General features: G+C 60.3%; 20 protein-coding genes and 3 pseudogenes. 17 read left to right on the top strand and 6 right to left on the bottom strand.

What is annotated here, in order from left to right:
- Nucleotides 1-1,346 precede the first annotated feature (1,346 nt).
- The 4 genes and pseudogenes from AB4Y43_RS35435 (at nucleotide 1,347) to AB4Y43_RS35420 (ending at nucleotide 4,995) form a co-directional block, all read left to right on the top strand.
- Complete coding sequence (locus tag AB4Y43_RS35435) at nucleotides 1,347-2,078, top strand: hypothetical protein (RefSeq protein ID WP_368729912.1); 732 nt, start codon at nucleotides 1,347-1,349, stop codon at nucleotides 2,076-2,078.
- A gap of 265 nt (nucleotides 2,079-2,343) precedes the next feature.
- Nucleotides 2,344-2,637 carry a hypothetical protein gene (locus AB4Y43_RS35430; protein WP_368729911.1) on the top strand — a complete coding sequence of 98 codons (294 nt, stop codon included), beginning with the start codon at nucleotides 2,344-2,346 and terminating at the stop codon, nucleotides 2,635-2,637.
- Nucleotides 2,638-3,074: 437 nt separating this feature from the next.
- Complete coding sequence (locus tag AB4Y43_RS35425; RefSeq protein ID WP_368617824.1) at nucleotides 3,075-3,728, top strand: isochorismatase family protein; 654 nt, start codon at nucleotides 3,075-3,077, stop codon at nucleotides 3,726-3,728.
- 862 nt (nucleotides 3,729-4,590) lie between these two features.
- Nucleotides 4,591-4,995, top strand: a pseudogene (locus AB4Y43_RS35420) (SRPBCC domain-containing protein).
- A gap of 139 nt (nucleotides 4,996-5,134) precedes the next feature.
- Here AB4Y43_RS35420 and AB4Y43_RS35415 read toward each other — a convergent pair.
- The gene (locus tag AB4Y43_RS35415; RefSeq protein WP_368729910.1) at nucleotides 5,135-5,521 is read right to left on the bottom strand and encodes a cupin domain-containing protein; all 387 of its coding nucleotides are present in this window, start codon (nucleotides 5,519-5,521) and stop codon (nucleotides 5,135-5,137) included.
- Nucleotides 5,522-5,844: 323 nt separating this feature from the next.
- Between AB4Y43_RS35415 and AB4Y43_RS35410 the strand changes: the two genes are divergently transcribed.
- The 3 genes and pseudogenes from AB4Y43_RS35410 to AB4Y43_RS35400 all read left to right on the top strand — a co-directional run.
- Complete coding sequence (locus AB4Y43_RS35410; RefSeq protein WP_368729909.1) at nucleotides 5,845-8,784, top strand: GH92 family glycosyl hydrolase; 2,940 nt, start codon at nucleotides 5,845-5,847, stop codon at nucleotides 8,782-8,784.
- Nucleotides 8,785-8,855: 71 nt separating this feature from the next.
- Nucleotides 8,856-8,990: pseudogene (locus tag AB4Y43_RS35405) on the top strand (RidA family protein); the annotation flags it as partial.
- 37 nt (nucleotides 8,991-9,027) lie between these two features.
- Nucleotides 9,028-9,165, top strand: a pseudogene (locus tag AB4Y43_RS35400) (GNAT family N-acetyltransferase); the annotation flags it as partial.
- Between the two features lies 1 nt (nucleotide 9,166).
- Here the strand turns inward: AB4Y43_RS35400 and AB4Y43_RS35395 are convergent.
- A complete protein-coding gene (locus tag AB4Y43_RS35395) occupies nucleotides 9,167-9,454 on the bottom strand; it encodes a DUF1330 domain-containing protein (protein ID WP_342946016.1) in 288 nt (95 codons plus the stop codon).
- A gap of 141 nt (nucleotides 9,455-9,595) precedes the next feature.
- Nucleotides 9,596-10,501 (bottom strand): LysR family transcriptional regulator, encoded by a 906-nt coding sequence (locus AB4Y43_RS35390; protein ID WP_368604773.1) that lies wholly within the window; start codon nucleotides 10,499-10,501, stop codon nucleotides 9,596-9,598.
- A gap of 104 nt (nucleotides 10,502-10,605) precedes the next feature.
- On the opposite strand from AB4Y43_RS35390, the gene AB4Y43_RS35385 reads away from it, so the two are divergent.
- From AB4Y43_RS35385 to aroE, 5 genes are read left to right on the top strand one after another with little or no spacing between them, the layout of a single operon-like run.
- Nucleotides 10,606-11,556 carry a ketopantoate reductase family protein gene (locus AB4Y43_RS35385; RefSeq protein WP_368729908.1) on the top strand — a complete coding sequence of 317 codons (951 nt, stop codon included), beginning with the start codon at nucleotides 10,606-10,608 and terminating at the stop codon, nucleotides 11,554-11,556.
- Nucleotides 11,553-11,945 (top strand): VOC family protein, encoded by a 393-nt coding sequence (locus tag AB4Y43_RS35380; RefSeq protein ID WP_368729907.1) that lies wholly within the window; start codon nucleotides 11,553-11,555, stop codon nucleotides 11,943-11,945. Before AB4Y43_RS35385 ends, AB4Y43_RS35380 begins: the two co-directional genes overlap by 4 nt.
- Nucleotides 11,946-11,947: 2 nt before the next feature.
- Nucleotides 11,948-12,406 carry a MaoC family dehydratase gene (locus AB4Y43_RS35375; RefSeq protein ID WP_368729906.1) on the top strand — a complete coding sequence of 153 codons (459 nt, stop codon included), beginning with the start codon at nucleotides 11,948-11,950 and terminating at the stop codon, nucleotides 12,404-12,406.
- Nucleotides 12,406-13,617 (top strand): CaiB/BaiF CoA transferase family protein, encoded by a 1,212-nt coding sequence (locus AB4Y43_RS35370; RefSeq protein WP_368729905.1) that lies wholly within the window; start codon nucleotides 12,406-12,408, stop codon nucleotides 13,615-13,617. Before AB4Y43_RS35375 ends, AB4Y43_RS35370 begins: the two co-directional genes overlap by 1 nt.
- Before the next feature lie 6 nt (nucleotides 13,618-13,623).
- Complete coding sequence (gene aroE, locus AB4Y43_RS35365; protein ID WP_368729904.1) at nucleotides 13,624-14,460, top strand: shikimate dehydrogenase; 837 nt, start codon at nucleotides 13,624-13,626, stop codon at nucleotides 14,458-14,460.
- Between the two features lie 242 nt (nucleotides 14,461-14,702).
- Here the strand turns inward: aroE and AB4Y43_RS35360 are convergent, their stop codons facing one another.
- The 3 genes from AB4Y43_RS35360 to AB4Y43_RS35350 form a co-directional block, all read right to left on the bottom strand.
- Nucleotides 14,703-15,524 (bottom strand): DUF4377 domain-containing protein, encoded by an 822-nt coding sequence (locus AB4Y43_RS35360; protein ID WP_368729903.1) that lies wholly within the window; start codon nucleotides 15,522-15,524, stop codon nucleotides 14,703-14,705.
- A gap of 232 nt (nucleotides 15,525-15,756) precedes the next feature.
- Entirely contained in the window at nucleotides 15,757-15,984 is a 228-nt protein-coding gene (locus AB4Y43_RS35355; protein WP_069262027.1) for a hypothetical protein, read from the bottom strand.
- Nucleotides 15,985-16,221: 237 nt separating this feature from the next.
- On the bottom strand, nucleotides 16,222-16,728 hold the full coding sequence (locus tag AB4Y43_RS35350; RefSeq protein WP_368729902.1) for an N-acetyltransferase family protein: 507 nt from the start codon (nucleotides 16,726-16,728) through the stop codon (nucleotides 16,222-16,224).
- A gap of 151 nt (nucleotides 16,729-16,879) precedes the next feature.
- Between AB4Y43_RS35350 and AB4Y43_RS35345 the strand changes: the two genes are divergently transcribed.
- The 5 genes from AB4Y43_RS35345 (at nucleotide 16,880) to AB4Y43_RS35325 (ending at nucleotide 21,876) form a co-directional block, all read left to right on the top strand.
- Nucleotides 16,880-17,131, top strand: coding sequence for a hypothetical protein (locus tag AB4Y43_RS35345; RefSeq protein WP_368729914.1), 252 nt, complete (start codon nucleotides 16,880-16,882; stop codon nucleotides 17,129-17,131).
- A 29-nt stretch (nucleotides 17,132-17,160) separates the two neighbouring features.
- Entirely contained in the window at nucleotides 17,161-17,613 is a 453-nt protein-coding gene (locus AB4Y43_RS35340) for an SgcJ/EcaC family oxidoreductase (RefSeq protein ID WP_368604779.1), read from the top strand.
- A 697-nt stretch (nucleotides 17,614-18,310) separates the two neighbouring features.
- Nucleotides 18,311-18,835 carry an AAA family ATPase gene (locus AB4Y43_RS35335; RefSeq protein ID WP_368729901.1) on the top strand — a complete coding sequence of 175 codons (525 nt, stop codon included), beginning with the start codon at nucleotides 18,311-18,313 and terminating at the stop codon, nucleotides 18,833-18,835.
- Nucleotides 18,836-19,116: 281 nt separating this feature from the next.
- On the top strand, nucleotides 19,117-20,205 hold the full coding sequence (locus AB4Y43_RS35330; RefSeq protein ID WP_305120709.1) for an asparaginase: 1,089 nt from the start codon (nucleotides 19,117-19,119) through the stop codon (nucleotides 20,203-20,205).
- Nucleotides 20,206-20,496: 291 nt separating this feature from the next.
- A complete protein-coding gene (locus tag AB4Y43_RS35325; RefSeq protein WP_368729900.1) occupies nucleotides 20,497-21,876 on the top strand; it encodes an MFS transporter in 1,380 nt (459 codons plus the stop codon).
- Nucleotides 21,877-21,900 lie beyond the last annotated feature (24 nt).

The raw sequence follows: 21,900 nt of genomic DNA, 5'->3' as shown, positions 1-21,900 counted from the left end.
CCTGGCGGATCAGACGCCCGATGAGGCATACTTCGCGACGCTGCCAGCGATCAAATCGGCAGCATGATCGCCCCGGACGCTCCACTTAAAATCTCGGGACCCTGTCCGAACAAGCGACGCCACCTCTGACGGCCGTTCGAGATGAGCGCGTGAATCGTCGACAATCCGAGCAATCAGCCTAGTTTTTAATGCCGATAACAAAGGCGCGCCGTCCAGCGGACCATCAATAAAACACTGTCAAAATGCTGTTTAACAAAAGACCTGAGTTTCGACGGCGACCGCAGAGTCCCTATCGCGAAGGGAGTCTGGTCAATCGTGCGACCACGTTGTTCTCGTGGCTAGGTCGGGGAATAATCGGTCTCTTGAGCATTGTCTTGTTACTCGTCGCCGCGGCGGCAGGGCCTGGATTGGACCTGCCTACATCGAAGAAAGGGTGGTTCGCATTGGTTGCCATCATCTGCGGTGGCGTCCTTATTTGCATAGTTGTAGTTCGCTGGATGCACCTACCGGTTACTCAGCAAAGGTAATGACGTGCGCATGAGGGATCGCCTCGGATCGGGATATGCTTTTTCTGCCAGTCACGAGTGTCGGCTTTCGGGTAGGCTGAGCGAGTTATCCAACGGTTGGAAATGAGAATGACCAAAGCACTACAACCCGGTACAGCGTCATGAAGGTTGTCTACTACGCAGCAAACGCGCCTTGGGTAGGCTCAATGAAGTGTCCGTCGTGCACACGATTGACGCCTGCGTGGCAGTCCAGTGGCATGAGCGAAAGTTTTCCTTACTTTCATTGCGATACCTGCTCAAACGTTGTACACCGCGAACGAGATAAGGAGCTTGTCTATCCGTCAGAGCCCACGCAAGAGCTGCTTGACCGTATTGCAGCCACTTTGCCGAAGTGCCCCTGCGGAGGGCAATTCCGCCCAGGTGCGAATCCAAAGTGTCCGCACTGCCATGCCGAATTCACTCACCACTGGAATCCAGTCCAACGCTTGGTAGCCGGTCAAATGGTCTTGCTCGATGGGGCTTACCTTATCCGAGATCGACTGTATTCGTATCAAATTTCCATCGGATCTAAGCCTAAATACTGGCTTCGGGTACTACGAAACGCGCTGGCGCTTCGTTTCGGCAGTCGGTGAACTCTATCGGCGACCGACCACTTTCCTGCGAGATATCTAGAGCGGTGACCGACCGCTCAGGGTCGGTTATGCCTATTGCATGAAACTTGGGCCGGGAGCGAGCGGCGTGCCCGGTCGTGGGACGCAGAGCGGCCAATATGCGACGTTCGACAGCCAGTCGTAGATTGGCGACAATTGGCAGACGCTCGTACTGAACAGACGCAGAGACATGACCCGCCCGCCTCGTTCGCCTGACCTGATTGTTAACTTCGCCCTGACAGCGCTCAGAACGGATGGCTCGCCGAAGTACGTGATTTCTGGTTACAAACCAATCTACAAGGTGAAGCCTGATTACTGGTCGTCTGCCCACCACGAATTCATGGATGTTTCGCGCGTTGAGACAGGACAGCAGGCTCACGCGGAGGTGTGGCTTCTGTCGCCGGAGGCATACCCTCAAACCTTTTGGATTGGTCGACGCATTGAAGTAGCGGAGGGTACAAGGCTTATCGGCATAGCTGATGTCCTGCAAGTCCTCAGTCCCTTGCTTGAATCGAGCGGCCCTTCCACCATTGATCGTGAGATAAAGATCCCTAGAGGAATTACGAACGAACAGCGTTGGCGCAAGCATTGCCGAAAGATTCGCGCGAGAGCGTCAGATTTTCTTGAAGGTCGTCTGGGTGTCATTGAAACAGCGAGGGCCATGCTGCCATTAGCACGATGGACCAAGGTCGAAGAAGAGCCGGAATTTCAATTATTCCGCGCGATCGCGTCGGGGACCGACGACCTGCCTGTTGGCGAAGTTAGAGCCTACTGGGCGCCTGAAGCTTTAGCGCGAGAAGATGTCCGTATCCGGGCGGCTGAAGCGCAGTGGAACGATAGAGTGCGGTCCGCAGTCGCGCGACCGGTCGAGCGATACCATTGGACCATCGTCCCGGCGGACGCTTCGCCGTATGAAGAATGAAAGGCGCGGTGTAGTGCAACAGAGCTATATCAGGCGGGTTCGGCCAGGATGGGACGGTCGACGTAACGACTCGGATCGTCGACAATGCCGAACCGTATATTGCCCGAATCACTAATCCGGAAGGGGTCTGTTAGTGCGCTCTGAGAGTGACGCTCCCTTGCGGGAGCGCGTACTTATTGTTGAAGGGCGCGCGTCGGCGACAGTCCTATTCCATGTGCGGGGCGCGCTCCCGACGGAACTGCCACCGAACAGCGAAGTTCTGCTCATGTCGTTTGCATACGCCGATCTTCCGATAGGTCGGACGTTCGAATTTCTCTTTCCGACGGGCGCCCCACAGTCACTGACGAGAACACGCTGCGAGATCGCCGCAGTAACACAGCAATATGCCAAGCCATTTGATGGGGTTCCGGATGGCTGGAAAACCATTTGCCTTGTGAAATTCGAAGAAGGCATTCCCGATATCATCGCGTCCCTGCCAATGGTGAATGGATGGTACGAGAATCGACATACGGTAAGCCTTTGCGACCCGGACGTGTGGCGACTGATCGCGGCAGATTGAACGTCCGTTTTGTAGTTACGCGACCGTCTCTTCCGGGTCGAGCTGAGCCGTCCACGGCCGGCGGCGGTCGGGCCATGAAGCGACGCTCGCCCGACAGTGACAGGTGGCAGAAACTCGCCGCGTTTCGGCCATTTGCCCCTTTCGAAGACGGTCCGCAAATTGAGTTCATGTGCGGCGGCCATTATCGACCGTCACGACCTCGCTACGCCGGCTTGCCGTGACCCTGGAAAAAACCACGTCGACGTTTCATAACGCTCGAGTCTCGTCATTTTCGGCGTCCTTCGCTCAACCTGCGGCTCCAACGCAAAAATAGGCGCGATGAACTAAAACGTAGACGTGGTTGCTCAGGCGGCGTTGTTGACCCAACGTTGAAGTTCCGCTCCGACAAAGCCGTTCTGACGCACGCGTCCCGTCATCCGTTCACTGGAGTGCGCATTATGAACTACGATCCCGCCGACACCGCGGTGGTGTTCACCGATCCACAAAACGACGTACTCAGCCCAAACGGGAAGAACTGGGGCGTCCTGGGCACAAGCGTGACGGAAAACCGGACCGTCGAAAATATGCTGGCAATCTTCAAGGCGGCGAAAACGGGAAAGTTCAGTGTTTTCATCTCCCCCCATTACTTCTATCCGACTGACCGTCGATGGCAATTTAATGGCCCGCTTGAGGCGGGCGAGTTCGAGACGGGAACGTTCGCACGCACAGGAGCGCTAAACCTGAGCGGGTTCGAAAAATCGGGTGCCGACTGGCTGGAAGAATTCAAGCCGTTCATCGACGATGGCGAAACTATCGTCGTGAGCCCACACAAGGTTTTCGGTCCACAGACCAACGACCTTACGCTGCAACTCCGGAAGCACAATGTGCAGAAAGTCGTACTGGGCGGCATGCTGGCCAACATGTGTGTCGAGGCTCATCTGCGCGATCTGATCGAGCAGGGTTTCGAGGTAGCCGTCGTCGCCGATGCCACAGCTGGGCCCCGCCATCCGACGTGGGGCGACGGTTATAGAGCCGCGCTGGTCAACTACGCGTTTCTCGCACATGCCGTCGTCACGACGCAGGACGTCGTGAAAGCCATGACGCAAAAATAGTTTCAATAGCGTTCTGGCCCTGCTGAGATCGGCCTTTTCCGACGGCACATTTAATCGCAGCCACCGGTCACCTGGGCGAACGAAAGGGGCGGTTCGGCTGAAGCAACCAACCTCCGACCAGATTCGCGAGGCGTTCCATGGACTAATATCGACTGAACCCCCGATTAGTGCTACTCGAGGGGCCATTCTCGAAAGAGCAGGTTTTTGTCGAGTATCCAGCCGGAACAGACCGTTTGAGAGCGTTTTGGGACTGGTTGAATCCCGTCCGGCCTATCTTGAACGGGTCATTTCTTGGCTTGTCACCTTGGCGTCGGAGCAACGGTTGGGTGACTGCGATGAAGCTATACGGACAGCTGGGTTGCGAAGAAGTAGATTTAGCAGCGAGCAACGAGAGCGAATTCGGGGAATCGAATTCATGAACTCTGTTGATGGTTAGTCCATACGAGCTGCACCTGCAAGGGAGCAACGTGCGAACGGGAGACGTTCGCGTTGCGCTTTGCTCCCTAGTGAAACAGTTCACACGGCGCGCATCGAGTTTGTTGTCGTTTTAATAGTTATTGGCGATTGACTGGTGAAATCGATTGCGTGGAGGTATTTAGAAGAGTGTCGGGGACCTGGTTGCGGACGCAATGGTTTATGACGGAGATCGAAAACCGGCTCCAATCGGATACATCCCATACTTGACTTGGACGCATAGTGAGTTCTTGCGATGCAGCGCAAGAACTATTTGACCCTTTGCAATGGTGCTGGTGTAACGCCCACGGGGCGGGCTTTCCGCACACTCAGAGTGGCTGCATCCGTTCGAGCAGTATTGGGAGCAGCGCCTCGATGCACTCACTGAAATACTCGGCAAGGACACGCAATGACAGAACCCGGACTCATCCAGCTCACTCGCTTCATTCCGCACTCGCCGGCCAAGGTCTGGACTGCACTGACCGACCCTGCGATTCACGCCAGATGGCGGGCTGCTGGCGATGTGCGCGCGGTTGTCGGGCATCGCTTCATGCTGGATATGGGACCGTGGGGCCTGCAGCCCTGCGAGGTCGTCGCCGTCGAGCATGAGCGGCTGTTGTGCTAGTCGTTCGCACCCGGCACGCTGAACACGACGGTCACCTGGCGGCTCGAACCCGAAGGAAGCGGTACCCGCCTGTCACTCGAGCACAAGGGCTTCGACCTCGATTCGCCGCTCGGCAAGGCAGCCTTCCAGGGCATGGGCAAAGGATGGCCGGACGTGATTCAGCGGCTTCAGGACGTTCTGGGCGTATGAGGCGCGATGGCACGGGCGTTTGCCGCTAGTGCAGCGCCCATTATTGCCGCTGCGTATTACCTGGTAGTCCTACCAGCGACTTCGATTTGCCGGACAGGCCTGAGGCATCGATTGCCCCGCCGTTCGAACGGCAATGAAGTCACCCTTCGCGGGGTGCGTCACAGCGGATCGTCTTGGCATTGGCTCTTTCCACCGTCAGGTTGATCGAGCGTGCACCGGCCGGGCGCGTGCGGTGGCGCACGCCTGCGGGGATGGTCAGCAACTGACCCGCGCGCAACTCCGTTGTCCCTTCTTCAAAGTCAATGAGCAATACGCCCTCGATTCCGATGAACGTCTCATCGGAGTCGGGATGAAAATGCCAGAAGTACGGCACCTCCATCGCGCTGACGTGAATGTCGTGATCGTTGACCGTCGTGACGACCTCATTGCGATAACCGTCGCGTAGTGCAGTCGTCATGGCCAGAAAGTCAGTAGGTTCAATCATGCGCTCGCTCCTGCCTTTGGGGTTGATGAGAACGCCGCGCATCGAGTGTTCCTGCCACCGTTCGGGCACTTTTAGCGAAAATGCGCGGTTGCGTGAAAATATGACACGCCTGAACTCAGTCGTCGTCGCATGTGAACATGCTCCTGCAAGTTGGACCGATTATGCGCAGCGACTAACACGTGAAGTTGCGTCATGAAATCACTTGTTTAGTAATTTCTGATAAACACAAAACGCCAACGGATAATCAATTGACGCGATTCAAATGTCTCGTATAGCATGACTTCCAGCCAGATACCACATGCCACATGGATAAACAGGATAACTAAACAAAACCAGATACGCGTAGTGATACTCAGGAGACAGCCATGATAGATTTACGCCGTCTTGCGGCCGCCACGATCATCATTGGTTCTTTGGCGGGTTGTGGAGGAGATAGTCCAGGCCAGTCCGGCTCCGCCGCTGTCGCGGCTGACCAGCTTAAGGCAGCAGCTCAGGTTAGTTCCAGTACCGGTTCCAGCAGTGCGAACGCGGCTGTCGCTGCCGCCGAGCAAATTCCCGTTTCCGATCATGGCACCATGCAATTGACGCGGTATGTCAACCCCCTGATCGGCACGTTGGCCAGCAACTCTCCCAACCCCGTGCCAGCAGGGCAGGCTGGCAGTGTCGTACCCGCGGCGGGCCTGCCGAACGGCATGGTGCAGTGGGCACCCGATACGAATACCACCTCGGCTCCCTCGAACAGTGCGGAGCCCGGTTCGCCGGCCGGTTACTACTACGACATCGGCTCGATCCAGAGTTTCAGTCTCACACATATGAGCGGTGCCGGTTGTTCGGGAAATGACGGCGAATTCCCCGTCATGCCGACGCTCGATGCCACCAGGCCGCTCGCGCAGACGTTTAGCCATACCAACGAGAAGTCGGTAGCGGGCGCCTATGCGGTACTGCTCGATAACCAGGTGAAGGTCGAGTTGACTGCAACCCTGCGTACCGGCTTTGGACGCTTCACGTATCCTGACAATCAGCCTTCGACGCTCGTGCTCAACACGACGTATACAAACACGCAGACGAGCGTGGCCGGTTCGGTCGCGCAGGTCGACGCGAGAACCATTTCGGGCAGTACCACGGGAGGCCACTTTTGCGGTAATTCAACGAATGTTCCGGTGTACTTCTATGCGGAGTTCAGTCAGCCATTTGTAAAGACATCATCCTTTAACAATGGCGTTGCCGTGATGAATTTCGGAAAAGGCGCCACAGTATTGATGAAAATCGGCATTTCATATGTGAGCGTCGCAAACGCCAAAAATAATCTCCAGGCAGAAAATCCTTCATGGGATTTTGATGGCGTCAAGAAGGTTGCCGATGCGATATGGAATCAGCGCCTCAACACCATTCAGGTGAGCAGTAGCGATACCACGGCGTTGACGAAGTTCTACACGGCCTTCTATCACGCATCATGGGCACCGAGCGTATTCAGCGATGTGAATGGCCAATACATCGGCTTCGACCAGAAGGTCCATCAGGTCAGCGCTGGCCATGCTGCGCAGTACACCAGCTTTTCGGGTTGGGACATCTATCGTTCGCTGATACCGCTCAAAGCCACGCTGTTTCCTGAGGAAACGAGCGATATGGCGCAGTCGCTCGTCAACGATGCGGATCAGTGCGGGGCCATTCCACATTGGGTGAATGACAACGTCGAAGACGGCGTGATGCCGGGCGACGCCGGCTCGATTATCGTGGCGGGCGCGTATGCCTTCGGTGCGCGCAAGTTCGATACGGCGGGCGCCTTGAGGCATATGATCCAGATGGCCAACATTCCCGGCACCGCCTGCAACGGCGTGACGACCAACGGCGGGCGCGCCAGCTATCTACAGTTCGGCTACATCACGAACGGTGAATGGGGGCAGGCTTCGTCCACGCTGGAGTACGGCAGCAGCGATTTCGCGATCTCACAGTTTGCCGGAGCACTGGGCAACACGGCGATCCAGAAAATGCTGCGTAGCCGCTCGGGCTACTGGCAGAACCTGCTCAACACTTCCCTGACGCCGCCTCTTATTGCCGGACGCAACTCCGACGGCACGTGGATTCCGGAGAACCAGGGCAGCACCGACAACTACGTGGAGGGCAACGCTGAGCAGTACACATGGATGGTGCCGTTCAACCCGACTGGCTTGTTCGCGCAATTGGGCGGAAATACGCCGGTGGTATCGCGGCTGAACACGTTCTTTACCGTGCTGAATGCGGGGACGACGCTGCCCAACTTCTATATGGGCAACGAGCCGACCTTCGAGGTGCCCTGGTTGTATAACTGGGCGGGTTCGCCATCGGGCACGCAGAATGTCGTCCAGCAGATCATGGCGAGCGCCTTTGGCACGGGGCCGAACGGTTTGCCCGGCAATGACGACCTGGGCGCCGTGTCGGGCTGGTATGTGTGGGGCGCGCTGGGCCTTTATCCGGAGATCCCGGGCGTCGGGGGCTTTGCGATCGGCAGCCCGCAATTCTCCTCGATCGTCGTTCATCTCGGCAACGGCAAGACGTTGCGCATCAATGCACCCGGCGCGCCCAGCGCGAATTATGTGCAGGGGCTCACCGTCAATGGCAGCGCTCACAATCGTTCCTGGCTGGACGTTGACGCACTCGCCAATGGCGCGACGCTGAACTTTGCGATGGGTTCGTCACCTTCGCAGTGGGGCGCGAACCCGGCCGATGCGCCTCCGTCCTACGGGGTGCCGGTCGCGCGCAACGTGGCGGATGCTTTCAACAACCACGGCATCAGCGCCGACGGCAGCACCGACACCGACGGCCTCGGTTCGGATTTCGACGGCTCTCTGTTCAGCTACTCGTCGACTGCATTGGCTGCGGCCGGCGCGGCGCCGGGCAAGCCGTTCGTTGTCGGCGGAGCAAGCTTCGTTCTGTCGAATGGACCGCTCGATAACGCGGTGGCGGTAGGACAGACGATTGCGATGCCGCCCGGCACGACCGGTCACTCGCTGGTTCTGCTGGGTTCGGCCAACAACGGCCCCGGCTCGGGAGCCGCGCTCGTGACCTATACAGACGGGACGACCACGCCGTTCACGCTCGCCTTTGACGACTGGACTCTCAATGGCGGCAGCGCGGCTCCGGTGGACCCGATCGCGTTGACCACCGGGTATCGCAATGGCGGCAACGGTTCGACCGACGGCGTCAAGACTTATCTGTTTGCGCAGTCGGTGCCGCTGACACCCGGCAAGCTGGTGGCGAGCGTGACATTGCCAAGGCAGTCCAGCGAAGGCAAGTTGCATGTGTTCGGTATCGCGGCAGCGCCTTGAATACGTTGGGCGCCGCGCAGGCGGCGCCCAACGTGAATCTTCCAGATGTCTGGTCGCCGTTCGGTGCGTTACAGGTGCGCAAGGTTCTCGAGAATATTCGCGACGTGCTGGCGGCGATGGGTGGGCAAATGACTGACGTGATTTCGCTCGTTTACTACGCGACGGCTATTGACGCTTTCGTGGCAGGCGCAGCGAAGAATTCATTTCGAATGTCTCCAGCCCGCGGAGACCGCAATGTGGCGGCTCGTGCAACGCTATACAGGGCGAGGTCCTTTCGCCAGACGTACGCACGAGACGGGCAACTACATCGGAATCCGCGAACGAGGGCAGCTCATCGCGATGGCAGGTGAGCGCATGCACATCGATGGTTACGTCGAGATTGTCACACGCCTTCGACAAGAACGGCGCGATAGCGCGCGCCCTTGAAGCGGTGCTGCGCGGCTTCCTGATACGCCGGGCTGTCGTACCACGCACGCGCAGCCTCAGTCGACGGAAACTCTACTATCACGACACCCTCGGGCGCTTCGCCCTCGAGAACCTGCTGTGGTCCGTAGGCAGCGAGAATCTTGACCGGATGACCTTTGAAGGTCGCACCCACCTTGCTTTGGTAGATATCGAGCTCACTCTGATCCTGCGTGCTTTCCTTCGTGAAGACAATATAGGTCGCCATCGTGTCGCTCCTCAGGTTGTGTGAAGGTCCGCACGATGATGCCATGAAATCGCATCGGGCCTCGATACGCCGTGTCGGCGCAGATGTCGTCCCGTCACGGGTCGAGAGAGCTGCCGGATCGACGGCGCCTTAGTGTCATTTTCACGGCGACACTCCAAACAGCTGAAGGACCACGCCACGCAGCCAGCGATTCCCGGCCTCGTGATGATACCGGGCATGCCAATGTTGCCGGACGGCGAAACCATCCACGGGAATCGGGCACGAATGGACTGCCAGATCGTTGGCCTGCGCCAGGGTTTCGCCAATGTGGCGAGGCAGCGTGGCAATCAGATCGGTTGTCTGGACGATCGTGCCGAGCCCCAGGAACCCGGGCAGCTGCAGCACGACGTCACGCTCGATCCGCTCGCGCGCCAGCGCCTGTTCGAGCAATTGCGCACCCGTGCCCGATTCGATCGCGACGTGTCCCTCCGAGCGGTACTGCTTCAAACCGAGCCGCGCGCGAACGCGCGGATGGTGCCGATTCGTCAGACACACCCAATTCTGTTGATAAAGCTGTTGCTGGTAGATGCCGCCGCTCAGCCAGGGCACATAGCCGATAGCCAGATCGGCTTCGCCCGACTCCAGCGCCCGTTCCGTGTTGCCGTCGATTCCCGCTGCCTCGAGCCGGATGCCGGGCGCCTGGGCGCGTACGTGCGCGAGCAGTCTCGGCAGCAGCGTGATGTGGCTCGCGTCCGTCATGCAGATGCGAAAGCGCCGCTGCGCGGTCGCCGGATCGAACGTGATCTCCCACGCGGCGAAGCGCCTGAGCGATTCGAGAATCTCGCGGCAAGGCCCGATCAGCGCATCGGCCTGCGGGGTCGGCGCCATGCCGCCGGGGGTGCGGATGAAAAGCGGGTCCTGCAGATACTCACGCAGCCGCCCGAGCCAGATGCTGATGGTGGGTTGGCTTTGCCCCAGTTGCTCGGCAACGCGCGTGACGCTGCGCGCGTCGTACAGAAGGTCGAACAGCTGTAGCAGCTTCAGATCAGGCAAATCGGTCGGCATCATGGCGTAGCGCATTATTGTCTGGTGCAATGACGTCATTGTAGTCATTGCATTGTCGATATGAGCGGCGACTCCTATCGTGTGCCTATACCTCAAGGAGAAACCCTGTGAAGATTGCAATTCTCGGCGCCGGTGCACTAGGTTGCGCGATCGGCGCCGCGCTCACGGAAGGTGGCCACGAAACCTGGCTGCTGGACCGTTCGCCCGTCCATGTCGAAACGATGCTCCGCGACGGTCTGCAGGTCGACGACGACAAAGGCACGCGGCGCATCGCAGTGCGCGCCGCGACCCAGGCGAGCGAAATCGGCGCAGCCGACGTGGTGATCGTGCTGGTCAAGTCCTTCCACACCGACGCGGCGATGCGCGGCGCACTCGCGCTGATCGGGCCCGAAACGCTCGTGCTGTCGCTGCAGAACGGCCTCGGGCATGAAGACGTGCTCGCCGATATCGTGGGCCGCGAGCGCGTGCTGGCGGGCAAGACGTATGTGGGCGGCGTGTTGCGCGGTCCGGGGCGTATCCAGTCGGGTGTCACCGGCAAGGCGACGTATATCGGCGAACTGGATGGCCAACTCACGCGCCGTGCGAAGACGATCGCCGAGGCCTTCAACGCAGCGGGGCTGCTGACCATCGTCAGTGACAACATCATGGGCACGATGTGGGACAAGCTGCTCGTCAACGTCGCTACGGGCGCGATTACCGGCATTACGCGCCTCACTTACGGCCAGCTCTATGACGAGCCGCTGCTGAAAGCGACGGCCCTCGCGGCCGTATCCGAGGCAATCGCGGCGGCACAGGCGGCCGGCATCAGGCTCTCGACGACGGACCCCGAGCAGGCCTGGACACTCGCGGCCGCAGGTCTGTCTCCGGCGTTCAAGACGTCGATGCTGCAAAGCCTCGAAAAAGCCTCGGTCACCGAGATCGATTTCATCAACGGTTCGGTGGTGCGCTGGGGACAACGGCTCGGCGTGCCGACGCCCGTCAACGCGACGCTGGTGGCCTGCATCAAGGGCATCGAGCGCGCGATGGCCGATGAAGCGCGCAAGGAGACGACGGCATGAGCGGCTCGAAGGCTTACCTGGAGCATGTCGCGATCTGGGTGAACGACATCCGTTGGCATATCCGCTTCTTCGAAGACGTGCTCGGCATGACCATGCGCGAAGTCGACGGCACCGTCGACGCGCCGCGCCAGTATTGGACGCTCGGCGGTCTTCAGTTCATTCATACGCCGCAACACGATGGCCCCGAAGGGCGCCTCGCGCATCTGGGCGTCATGTGCGAAGACCTCGAAGCCGCTTTGGCCGCGGCCCATGCCTTTGACGTCAGCGAAATGCCGCAAGGGCGCAACTGGCTGCGTCTGCCCGGCGGCCTCGCCGTCGAACTGATTCAAGCCAAACCCGCGTCCTGTGTCGCGCAGGCGCTGACCATCAACCCGCGCGCGGAGGCGTAAGCATGACGATCATCGAGAAGTACTGGGACGACGCCCGCGAAGGCGACGAGTGCGTGAGCCCGAGCTACACCGTGACGAAGGAACGCATCCTCGCCTACGCCGACCTCACGGGCGACCATACGCCCGTGCATGTGAACGAGGCATACGCCAAAGCGAGCCACTTCGGCTGCCTGGTCGCGCATGGGCTTTTCGGTCTGTCGATTGCCGACGGCCTCAAGACACAGAGCGACTATCGCTTTCTGCCCGGTATGTCGCTCGGGTGGACGTGGGATTTTCTGCTGCCAATCAAGGTCGACGATGTGTTGCACGTGAAATTTTGCGTCGGCGCCATGCGGCCGAGCAACAGCCGCCCTGGCTGGGGCATCGTCGTGCTGCCCTCCGAACTGATCAATCAGGACGACCAGGTGGTTCAGCGCGGCGAACATCGTCTGATGGTGCCGCGTCGGCCGGGAGCGTACTGATGCAGGGCCGTCCTCTCGAAGGCATTCGCGTGGTCGACTACAGCCACTTCCTCGCCGGTCCCTACGTCGGCCGCTGTCTCGCTGCGCTCGGCGCCGAAGTCATCAAGGTCGAGCGTCCGGGCAGCGGTGACCCAGGACGCCAGCACGCGACCGTGCTGGACGGCCAGCAAAGCGGCTATTTCCTGCAATTGAACATGGGCAAGCGCGGCGTCAGCGTCAACATGAAAGATGCGCGCGGCAAGGAGTTCATGCGCCGCTTGTGCGATTCGGCGGATGTGTTCGTCGAGAACTACCGTCCCGGCGCGCTGGACAAGCTCGGACTGGGCTATGCAGAGTTATCCGCACGCAATCCGCGCCTCGTCTATTGCTCGATCTCGGCATACGGCCATACGGGCCCCGACGCGCATCGCGCCGGATTCGGGCTGATCGCGGAGGCGAAGAGCGGCATCATGCAGATGGTGGGCACGCCGGGCGAGCCGCCGCCGTTGCTGCGCATTTCGCTCGGCGACATGTACACGGGCATTCACGCGGTGGCGGCGATCAACGCGGCGCTGCTCGGACGCGCGAAGAGCGGCCGCGGCCAGCACATCGACATGGCGCTCTACGACACGCTCGTCTCGATGCACGAATACGCGGTGCAGTGCTACACGCTTCGAGGCGTGCTGCCGGAGCAGACGGGGCACGACATGCCGACCTCGACGCTCTATGGCGTGTTTCGCGCCGCGGACGGCGACCTCGTGATCGCGGCACAGGTGGACGACGCGTGGAAGCGCTTCGCCGCGCTGATCGAAACGCACGGCGGGCCCGCCGGATTCGGCAGCGATATGCGCTTCTACGATAGCGTCGGCCGCAACACGCACCGGCAGGCGATTCTGTCTGTCGTGCAGCCGTGGGTCGCCGCGAGGCCCGTCGCGCAGGTGCTCGAACTGATGGATGGCATCGATGTGCCTTGCGCAAAGGTGCAGCGCATCGACGAGGTGCTCGACGATCCGCAGATCCAGGCGCGCGGCATGGTGGTCGAGCAGCATCACCCGCGCTATGGAACGCTGCGTTTGCCCAACCTGCCTTTCCGCTTTTCTGATTGCGACACGACCATTCGCGACGTCGCGCCGGATCTCGGGCAGCACAACACGGAGGTCGCGCAATCGCTCGGCTTTTCCGCTGCCGAGATCGACGCGATGCAATGCGAAGGCGTTCTCTACGCGAAGTGAGACACCATGACTGACCCGTATGCAGTGATCGGCCACCCGATCGGACACACGAAATCACCCTTGATTCACCGCCTGTTTGCCGAAGCGACGCAACAGGCGATGTCCTACGTCGCAATCGAAGGTCCGCTCGACCCTGACGATGGCTTCGCGAGGGCCGTGCGCCAGTTCGCTGCGGATGGCGGCAAGGGCATGAACGTCACCGCACCGTTCAAGCTCAAGGCCTTCGCGCTCGCCGACGCGCGCAGCGAGCGCGCGACACTGGCGGGTGCCGCCAATGCGCTCAAGTTCGAGAGCGGCCGGATCGTTGCCGAGAATTTCGACGGCATTGGCTTGTTGCGCGATATCGAAGTCAATCTTGGCGTCCCGCTTGCCGGCAAACGCGTGCTGATGCTCGGCGCGGGCGGCGCAGCGCGCGGCGCGCTGCTGCCGTTTCTCGCCGCGGGGCCCGCCGAACTGGTCGTCGCCAACCGCGATGTGTCCAAAGGCTGCGCGCTGGTCGCCCAGGTCGGCTCGCGCGGTACGGGCTTACGCGCCTGCGGCTATGGTGATTTCGCGACGCGAGGCCGCTTCGACCTTGTGGTCAACGCGACGTCCGCAAGCTTGACGGGCGACCTGCCACCCGTCCCTCCGGGCGTGTTCAGCCCGGAGGGCACTGCCTACGAACTTGCGTACGGAAAGCGGCTCACGCCGTTCCTGCGGCTCGCGCGCAACGCCGGCGTACACGGTGTCGCCGACGGCGTGGGCATGCTGGTCGAACAGGCGGCCGAAGCCTTTGCATGGTGGCGCGGCGTGCGACCGTTGACGGCCGCGGTCATCGACCGCCTCACCGTGCCGCTCCACTGAGTGCCCTGTAATCCGCCGGATTCGCAACACCTGGGGGAAGAGAATTCAGCGGGCACAGGTCGGTGCCGTTGGGGAGGATGCCCCTGGCGATCACGCGTTGCAGCACCCGGGAGCGGTAGGCCACGTCACCATCGTCGAACTTGCCTGCGCGGTTGTGGTGGATTGCGCAGGACTAGCCCGACTGATCCGGGTGGCGTGCTGGTGGCGAAAGGCCGAGTGCTGAAACTGACAGGTCGGGAAAGCTAGTTCTCCACCTTTTCCGATTCAACCACTATGTCCAGCACGTACGCAATCGCTGGTCCGTCGGCGGGCGGGTTCTTGATGGTATAGCGCTTGACGCGCAGTACATCGCGCATTCCAGGCGTATGGGTATAGCCCTCGATATCCTGATACAGCGGTTGCCATGCGCCAGGTGTTCCGGTTGGCAAACCGTGCTCGTCGAAGTGGCGCTCACGCACCAGCAGACATTGCTTGTCCGGAATGAGCGGATGGTGGCACTGCACCGATTGCGCGGCCACTTCGAGGAAGGTCGTTTCACCCGGTCCGCCGAAACGGGTCTGAGCAGTGGGCACGCCGATAAATGTCAGCGTGTCGCCGCTATCCGTAACCAGTTGCATGCGGGGGGTATCGCCACGGGCCAGCAGGCTCACGTCGAGGCTGCCATGCAGGCGCCTGGCAATGGCGTCGTCGAGGGCGGCGCGAGCGGCGTCAGGGCAAGCCATCATGGTGCTCACCATCTGGCCAATCTGCAGCCGTCCTTTCTTGACACTGTAACTGGCGCCCATATTGTTGCAGCTATTGACTACGTTTAGCCGGTCGGCGCTGAAGTCCAGTTGCACGGGCTTTTCTGCACGGGCAAACAACGCATCAATGCGCATGCCTTTGCTGTCAAACGCGTCGCCGAGTTGCCAGTGATACTGACTGAGGATCCCAGGTTCGATCGCCGGTACCGCGCTCGCGCCGGCAGCAGTCGACGCGCTCGTTGAAGGCGCCGGGCTTTGCGCGTCGGGTATTTGCGAGCATGCGGCAAGGGCGAGGAGCAGAAATAGCAGGTTGCATTTCACGGCGGTACCTCAGCTGGTTCGGTGGATGTTTCAGGCAGCTTGTCGCGTTGAAAAAGCTAGCGACGTAGTCCGATTGCCAATGGGGAGACCAGAAGAGCTAGTGAATGATACAACCACGGGGCGTGGCGCATTGGATCGGGCGTGGTTGGCCACGCCCGGGCGAACGCGGCGACGGTCAGTGCATGACGGGCGCGTTTCGTGGCTGTTGACGGTGGCGCGAACGTCGGCCCGATCAACTCAACGATGCCAGCAAGATCGACAGCTTGCGGATATGCGCCTTGAACGCTTCGGTCATCTCGCGGTGATGGCCGTCACTCAGATGCGGCGCTTCGGCTAGCTCGACCTGGCGGTGGAACTCCTCGGAAACTTTGCGCCGCTCGTCGGGCGGGAGTACGCGGATGAGGGACACCATCAGTAGTTCCTGCGCATGGATGATACCGAGCACGGATTGTTCGTTCATGTCGACCTCCGTCTGAACGCGGCGATGCTAGCGGCTGAATAGCAGGGCAAAGCGGGCAGGTGACGTCAGCACCGGGCCGGCGCGCTGTCTTCGATCCATCTTTTTGCCCTTCCATACTAGCGCAAGGATCGAGTCATCTGCACGCCGGCTGACCCGATGAGCCGCGAATCCAGCAAGGGCGTTTCCATCCCCGGTTTTGCCTGTCTGGACCCTCTCGGTGAGATATCGCACCGACAGTCAGCCACCGCTATTCCATTCCATTTTCTGCACGCTGATGCCGGGCTGATTGGCTAGCGCTTCTCGTTCGGGCAAGAACTGGAAACCATGTCGGCGATAGAGACCTACAGCGCGGGCGTTGTCTGGCGAGACTCTCAACACGACTCTTCGCTGTCCGCGTTCAATCGCGCGCGCCTGGATTGCGTTGACCAGGCGACTTGCAATTCCCAAACCCCGGCACTTCGAATGAACCCACATGGCAATCAGGTTGTATTCGCGCGTGCGGCTTATCGCATCGCCGATAAGACCGACTGCTTGCCCTTGCACCATGGCTACCAGATATTGCGGCTGCGTCTGACCTGAAGCGCATTCGCGCCATTGCTGCTCGCTATACGCAGCCGCGGTGGCGTAATTCAGACCGAACGCCGTTGGGCTGTCAAGCAGCGCGGCAAGGAGGACCGTCTTCAAGATTTGCCAGTCTTCTTCCGAGGTCGGGCGAATTAGAACGGGGCTCGACTTTGTGGCCATCAGGATGCTCGGGAGTGGGAGCCCGCGCGGCGCGAAAGTATGAAGCCATGCCGGCTCAACACTGCTGATGATTGTCTGCGGTTTACTCACGTCCGGCCCCGTTTCTTGCGCGAGCCGTACTGGCTGCTGGCTGACGCTTGAGTGCGTCGACATGACCCTGAAAGAAGAAGGGGCCGTGCCCTTCGGTTTGCTGCACCGTTATAACGGCAGGCTCGCCCGGAAGTTGATGGTGACCGGGCAAGCAGGCGTCCTCGTCGCCTGCAACCCCTACGCTATCCTGTTTCGGATGCGGAATGCCAAAAAGCCCACAACACCGGTGGGCAAGATCGAGCAGTTCATCGGCATGCTGAATCGCGGCGAAACCATTTATCCTCAGACCGGGAAGTTCGACAGCCTCGGATAATGCAGCGCTCCCGACCTGGATGGCGATCGATGCTGACCGACGCCCTGATGGTCGTCGTAATCGAACTGTTTTGGCAATGGAGGTTCCAGATGGGATCCGATGAACGCGCTATTCGTGAGATGCACACAACCTGGATTGATGCAGTCAACGCGGGCGATCTTGTCCGCTTGCTCACCTTGATGGCGGACGATGTCGTGTTTTTGAATCCGGGTCGAGCGCCCATCGGTCGGGAGCGATTCCACGTCGGCTTCTCGGCCGCCCACCAACAATCTCGGATCCGCTGCATCAGCGAGTTGGAAGAGGTCGTGATCGTCGGCGAAGTCGCCTACACACTGTGCCGGGACTCGTTATCTGTGACACCGCGCGCCGGCGGAGAAGCAACGGAGCTGGCCGGTCATCGGATGACCCTGTACCGCAAACAGCCCGATGGCCGCTGGCTTCTGGCCCGCGACGCCAACACGCTGTCCCCGGTGGCACGCTGAGGTCGCAGGAATCGTCTCACTCGATCTGGCAATTCCATCGAGCATGCAGTGCAACGGTCGCTGAGCGACTCTGTGCCGCCGCTCATTCGTCGGAACGATGGCCAAAGATTGGCAAAGCCAGTAAGTCCAACCGGAATCGGGGCATCGGCTTAAGGCCACCAGGCGTACTATCATGATCGGGAGATGTATTCATCAGCGCAGGAGCACATCATGACGTCGAATCCATCCAGTGAGCCGACCGGCACCCCCCTCAACCCCGCGCCAACCTCCGCCGGCACAACACGGCAGCCCGATCCAAAGGGCCTGAAAAATCCGGCCCCAGACGACCTTCCTGACGCCGACGCGGCAGAGCCCGAGCCTCACGAGCATCTCCCGTCCAGAAGCGACGACAACTGATTCAACACCGCGGGTACCGACACTTTGAAAGCGGGCGGGGAGCGATGGCACTGTCCCGACAGACTCCGGCCCCTCGCTTGCTCGGCCTCTCAACGACCGCTCGCAAGGTATTACCTCCGCGTCACGGATAGTCCTGACTCTGTCTGCAAATTGTCGGGGCCCACGGCCGCGGGTGTGCCGCACGACGACCGTCACGCCTGAGCTGCGGCGGGCAGCGGAGATCCGCAAGGAGCGGACACTGGAAGTCGCGACAGAAATCCTGCGACAATCAGCCAATATTCGAATATTGAGAGCGTCGAAAATGCTGATTGCCTTCGGGGGACTACCGGGCACCGGAAAAACAACCATAGCGCAAACACTTGCTCGCAAACTGGCCGCGGTCTATCTGCGCATCGATACGTTGGAACAGGCATTCATCGAGGCCGCGGGCGCAGCGGCGGATATCGGACCTGCCGGATATCTGGCCGGATATGGAGTTGCGAAAGATAATTTGCGCCTTGGTTTGACCGTCGTCGCCGACTCGGTCAACGCGTTGCATATGACGCGCAGCGCCTGGAGAAGTGTCGCGCTCGAAGCCGGTGTTCAAATCTTCGAGATTGAGTTGGTTTGTTCTGATACGACGGCGCACCGTTTGAGGGTCGAGGGACGGCGAGCCGATATTCCGGGCCACAAGCTGCCGACGTGGAAGAGCGTGCTTGAACGCCAATATGACGCATGGGAATCTGAGCATCTCGTTGTCGACACAGCTAACGTTTCTGTCGAGCAGGCCGTCGACGCGATCATCCACCGCCTTTCGATGTCATCTCCAGTGGGGCGATTGCTTTAGCGTTCGAGAAAATACGTTTCTCCTGGACATCAGGGGATCGCACGAGGGCTTCAACGACCGCTTGGACGCAACGCAGCTGTTTTTTGTGCGTCGAGACTACGCATCCGCGAGCAGCGCGGGGAATGCGCACATCTTCATCTTCCGTGCACCGCACTATCAGTTTCCTTAATGATAGCCCGCGCCTGATTTGATTTCCTGAATGTGTCACTACACTCGTCTTCAGCGATACGCCAATCTCGATGGCTATCCAGAGTTTCACTCTTCCAATCTGGAGACATCCCGTGAAACACAACCGCGCTCATATGAGCAACGACTTAGGCCGGCTTCTAGCCGGGCTTGCACTCTGCCTGTTCTCAGTGGCCCCGGCCATGGCGCAATCCACATCCCCCGATAAACTGCCCCACGTAGCGGTGCTGGCAACCGGCGGCACGATCGCAGGTACCGCGGGCAGTGAGACGCAGACGACGGGCTACAAGCCCGGCGTCCTGACGGCCGATGCGCTTCTCAAATCAGTCCCGTCACTGGGCAAGATTGCACAGGTGTCCGGCGAACAGATTTCGAATGTCGGGAGTGAGAACATCACCAACGATATCCTCCTGAAACTGGCGAAGCGCGTGAATCAGCTTCTCGCTCAGCCGGACATCGCAGGTGTCGTGGTGACTCACGGCACCGATACCCTCGAGGAAACGGCCTATTTTCTCGATCTCGTCGTCAAGAGCGACAAGCCCGTGGTAGTCACCGGATCGATGCGTCCGTCGACGGCCATCAGCGCCGATGGTCCGAGCAACCTCCTGCAGGCAGTCACGGTTGCGGCCTCGCCGGAGGCGCGCGGCCACGGCGTCATGATCGTGCTGAACGACCGGATCGGCTCGGCTCGCTACACCACGAAGACCAACGGCACGACACCGGATACGTTCAAGGGAAACGACGCCGGCTACCTGGGCACGCTGGTGGACGAGGTTCCCCACTTCGAGACGTCCGTGCTGAAACGCAATACCACTGCAACGCCATTTGACGTGTCGAAACTCGATTCTCTGCCGGAAGTCGATATTGTCTACGGCTATCAGAATGACGGCGGCTACATCTACGACGCCGCAGTCGCGCACGGAGCAAAGGGCATCGTCGTCGCAGGCGTTGGAGCAGGCAGCGAATCGCTTCTCACTCTTCCGTCCATCAAGAAGGCGATCGCCCAGGGAGTGATTGTGGTCCGCTCTTCCCGCACAGGGGGCGGATTCATACCGGAAGATCCGGCCTATGTGGGTCTTCTCGGTGACGATCTGAACCCCCAAAAGGCCCGCATTCTGCTGATGCTCGCGCTGACGACGACCAAAGATCCGGCGAGTATCCAGGCAATGCTCCACGAGTTTTGAATCGCTTTTGCCGGCTTAGTGGCCGGTGAAGATGATTCGTTCAGGCGCGACGGTGCTGCCAAAGCACACCGCCGCGCCGCATGTCGTTCCATGAGGCCCGAAGCCGGCCCCGGTTCGAGCCTCGACCGGTTGGCGTACGTTGAACTGCTCCACTTCAACCTCCGCGTGACATAGTATTAGAGTTGCTGATACTGACACCGGATATGCTGTTTTCTTGAATCCGAGTCCCTACACTGGTTTCAGAAGGCGCAGGCAGGCGCCTCGCTGACAACCAGAGTCCAGGAGACGAAAGTGAGCAAGCCGATATTGATGGAGGACGTTCCGCTGCGCGGTTTCCACTTGCGCGTGGCGTTCAGCGGCACAGGCGGACAGTTCAGCGACGGTTTCGTGCTGGGCATCATCGGCATCGCGGTGAGCATGGCGGCGGGAGCGCTGCACCTGAACGCGCTCTGGATGGGCGCACTCGGTGCGGCGTCCCTTGCCGGCTTGTTTTTTGGCAGCATGTTTGCCGGGCCCGTGGCGGACAGATATGGTCGGCGCACCATTTTCGCCTTCGACATGCTGCTGTTTGCGGCGATTTCTGCAGCGCAATTCTTTGTGACGTCGCCGACCCAGCTGCTGGTGTTGCGCGTGCTGCTTGGTTTCATTCTCGGCGCCGACTACGTCGTAAGCAAATCGCTCGTCACGGAGTTTTCCCCACGCCGCTATCGCGGCCGTCTCCTGAGTGTGCTCGCAGCAGCCTGGGCAGCGGGTTACGTCTGCGCGTATCTCGCGGGCTTTGCCATTCGCGATATCGGCCCCGACGCCTGGCGGATCATGCTGGCTGCGAGTGGACTGCCGGCACTGCTCATTCTCCCGTTCCGGCTCGGCGTACCCGAGTCGCCCATGTGGCTGATGAAGCGCGGCCGGAAGGACGAGGCACTGAAGATCATCCGTGCAAAGTTCGGTGCGGAGACCATTCTGCCCGCACCGACAGCCGCGCCCGAGCAACGTCGTGGTGCGTGGTCGGAACTGCTCTCGGCCCGTTGGAGAAAGAACACCCTGGTCGGCTGCGTTTTCTACACGTGCCAGGTCATTCCATACTTTGCGCTCGGTACCTTTTCGCCGAAGGTACTGCAAGCCTTGCAGGTCAAGGACGGCTTTGTCGGTGGACTCGTTTATAACGTGCTGCTGTTCGCCGGATCAATCTTTGGATTGCTAATCGTCGACAGACTCTCGCGCCGCGCGTTTCTCATTGGTAGCTTCTATCTCGCAGCGATCGGACTGGCGGTGCTCGCCTACGCCGGATTCGGTCCGCTCGGCACAATCCTCGCATTTGGCATTTTCGCCTGTATTCTCTCGGCCGCCGCGAACCTCGAATTCGTCTATCCGCCAGAGCTTTTCCCGACCCACCTGCGCGCGTCAGGCGTCGGGCTGGCCGTTGCCTCCAGCCGGTTCGGTTCCGCGATCAGTACGTTTCTCCTGCCCGTGGCCGTGCAACAGGTTGGCATTCACGCAGCGCTCGGCGTGTGCGTGGCCGTATTGGTGTTCGGCGGCGTGTTCTGTCATTTGTTCGCACCGGAAACCGGCAAAGAGAGTCTTTCGGATATGGGTTCTGGTCAGGGCAGCAACGAGCCGGCGGTGGACGGCGCACCGAACGTGAGCCTGCATACAGCGGGACATCGCCACTGAAGGCCTGGCGTGTGACGCTCCCAC

The sequence above is a fragment of the Paraburkholderia sp. BR10872 genome (genome assembly GCF_040965835.1).
Classification (GTDB): domain Bacteria; phylum Pseudomonadota; class Gammaproteobacteria; order Burkholderiales; family Burkholderiaceae; genus Paraburkholderia; species Paraburkholderia nodosa_A.
The sequence above is the reverse complement of the archived record's forward strand: the minus strand, read 5'-3'. Positions and strand labels throughout refer to the sequence as shown.

Coding starts and splice junctions, on each gene's coding strand:
- AB4Y43_RS35395 (WP_342946016.1), bottom strand. CDS start 9,454: ATGGCGACCTATATTGTCTTCACGAAGGAAAGCACGCAGGATCAGAGT.
- AB4Y43_RS35350 (WP_368729902.1), bottom strand. CDS start 16,728: ATGGCCACAAAGTCGAGCCCCGTTCTAATTCGCCCGACCTCGGAAGAA.
- aroE (WP_368729904.1), top strand. CDS start 13,624: ATGACTGACCCGTATGCAGTGATCGGCCACCCGATCGGACACACGAAA.
- AB4Y43_RS35410 (WP_368729909.1), top strand. CDS start 5,845: ATGATAGATTTACGCCGTCTTGCGGCCGCCACGATCATCATTGGTTCT.
- AB4Y43_RS35370 (WP_368729905.1), top strand. CDS start 12,406: ATGCAGGGCCGTCCTCTCGAAGGCATTCGCGTGGTCGACTACAGCCAC.
- AB4Y43_RS35425 (WP_368617824.1), top strand. CDS start 3,075: ATGAACTACGATCCCGCCGACACCGCGGTGGTGTTCACCGATCCACAA.
- AB4Y43_RS35340 (WP_368604779.1), top strand. CDS start 17,161: ATGCTGACCGACGCCCTGATGGTCGTCGTAATCGAACTGTTTTGGCAA.
- AB4Y43_RS35375 (WP_368729906.1), top strand. CDS start 11,948: ATGACGATCATCGAGAAGTACTGGGACGACGCCCGCGAAGGCGACGAG.
- AB4Y43_RS35430 (WP_368729911.1), top strand. CDS start 2,344: ATGTCGTTTGCATACGCCGATCTTCCGATAGGTCGGACGTTCGAATTT.
- AB4Y43_RS35345 (WP_368729914.1), top strand. CDS start 16,880: ATGACCCTGAAAGAAGAAGGGGCCGTGCCCTTCGGTTTGCTGCACCGT.
- AB4Y43_RS35435 (WP_368729912.1), top strand. CDS start 1,347: ATGACCCGCCCGCCTCGTTCGCCTGACCTGATTGTTAACTTCGCCCTG.
- AB4Y43_RS35355 (WP_069262027.1), bottom strand. CDS start 15,984: ATGAACGAACAATCCGTGCTCGGTATCATCCATGCGCAGGAACTACTG.
- AB4Y43_RS35335 (WP_368729901.1), top strand. CDS start 18,311: ATGCTGATTGCCTTCGGGGGACTACCGGGCACCGGAAAAACAACCATA.
- AB4Y43_RS35380 (WP_368729907.1), top strand. CDS start 11,553: ATGAGCGGCTCGAAGGCTTACCTGGAGCATGTCGCGATCTGGGTGAAC.
- AB4Y43_RS35390 (WP_368604773.1), bottom strand. CDS start 10,501: ATGATGCCGACCGATTTGCCTGATCTGAAGCTGCTACAGCTGTTCGAC.
- AB4Y43_RS35415 (WP_368729910.1), bottom strand. CDS start 5,521: ATGCGCGGCGTTCTCATCAACCCCAAAGGCAGGAGCGAGCGCATGATT.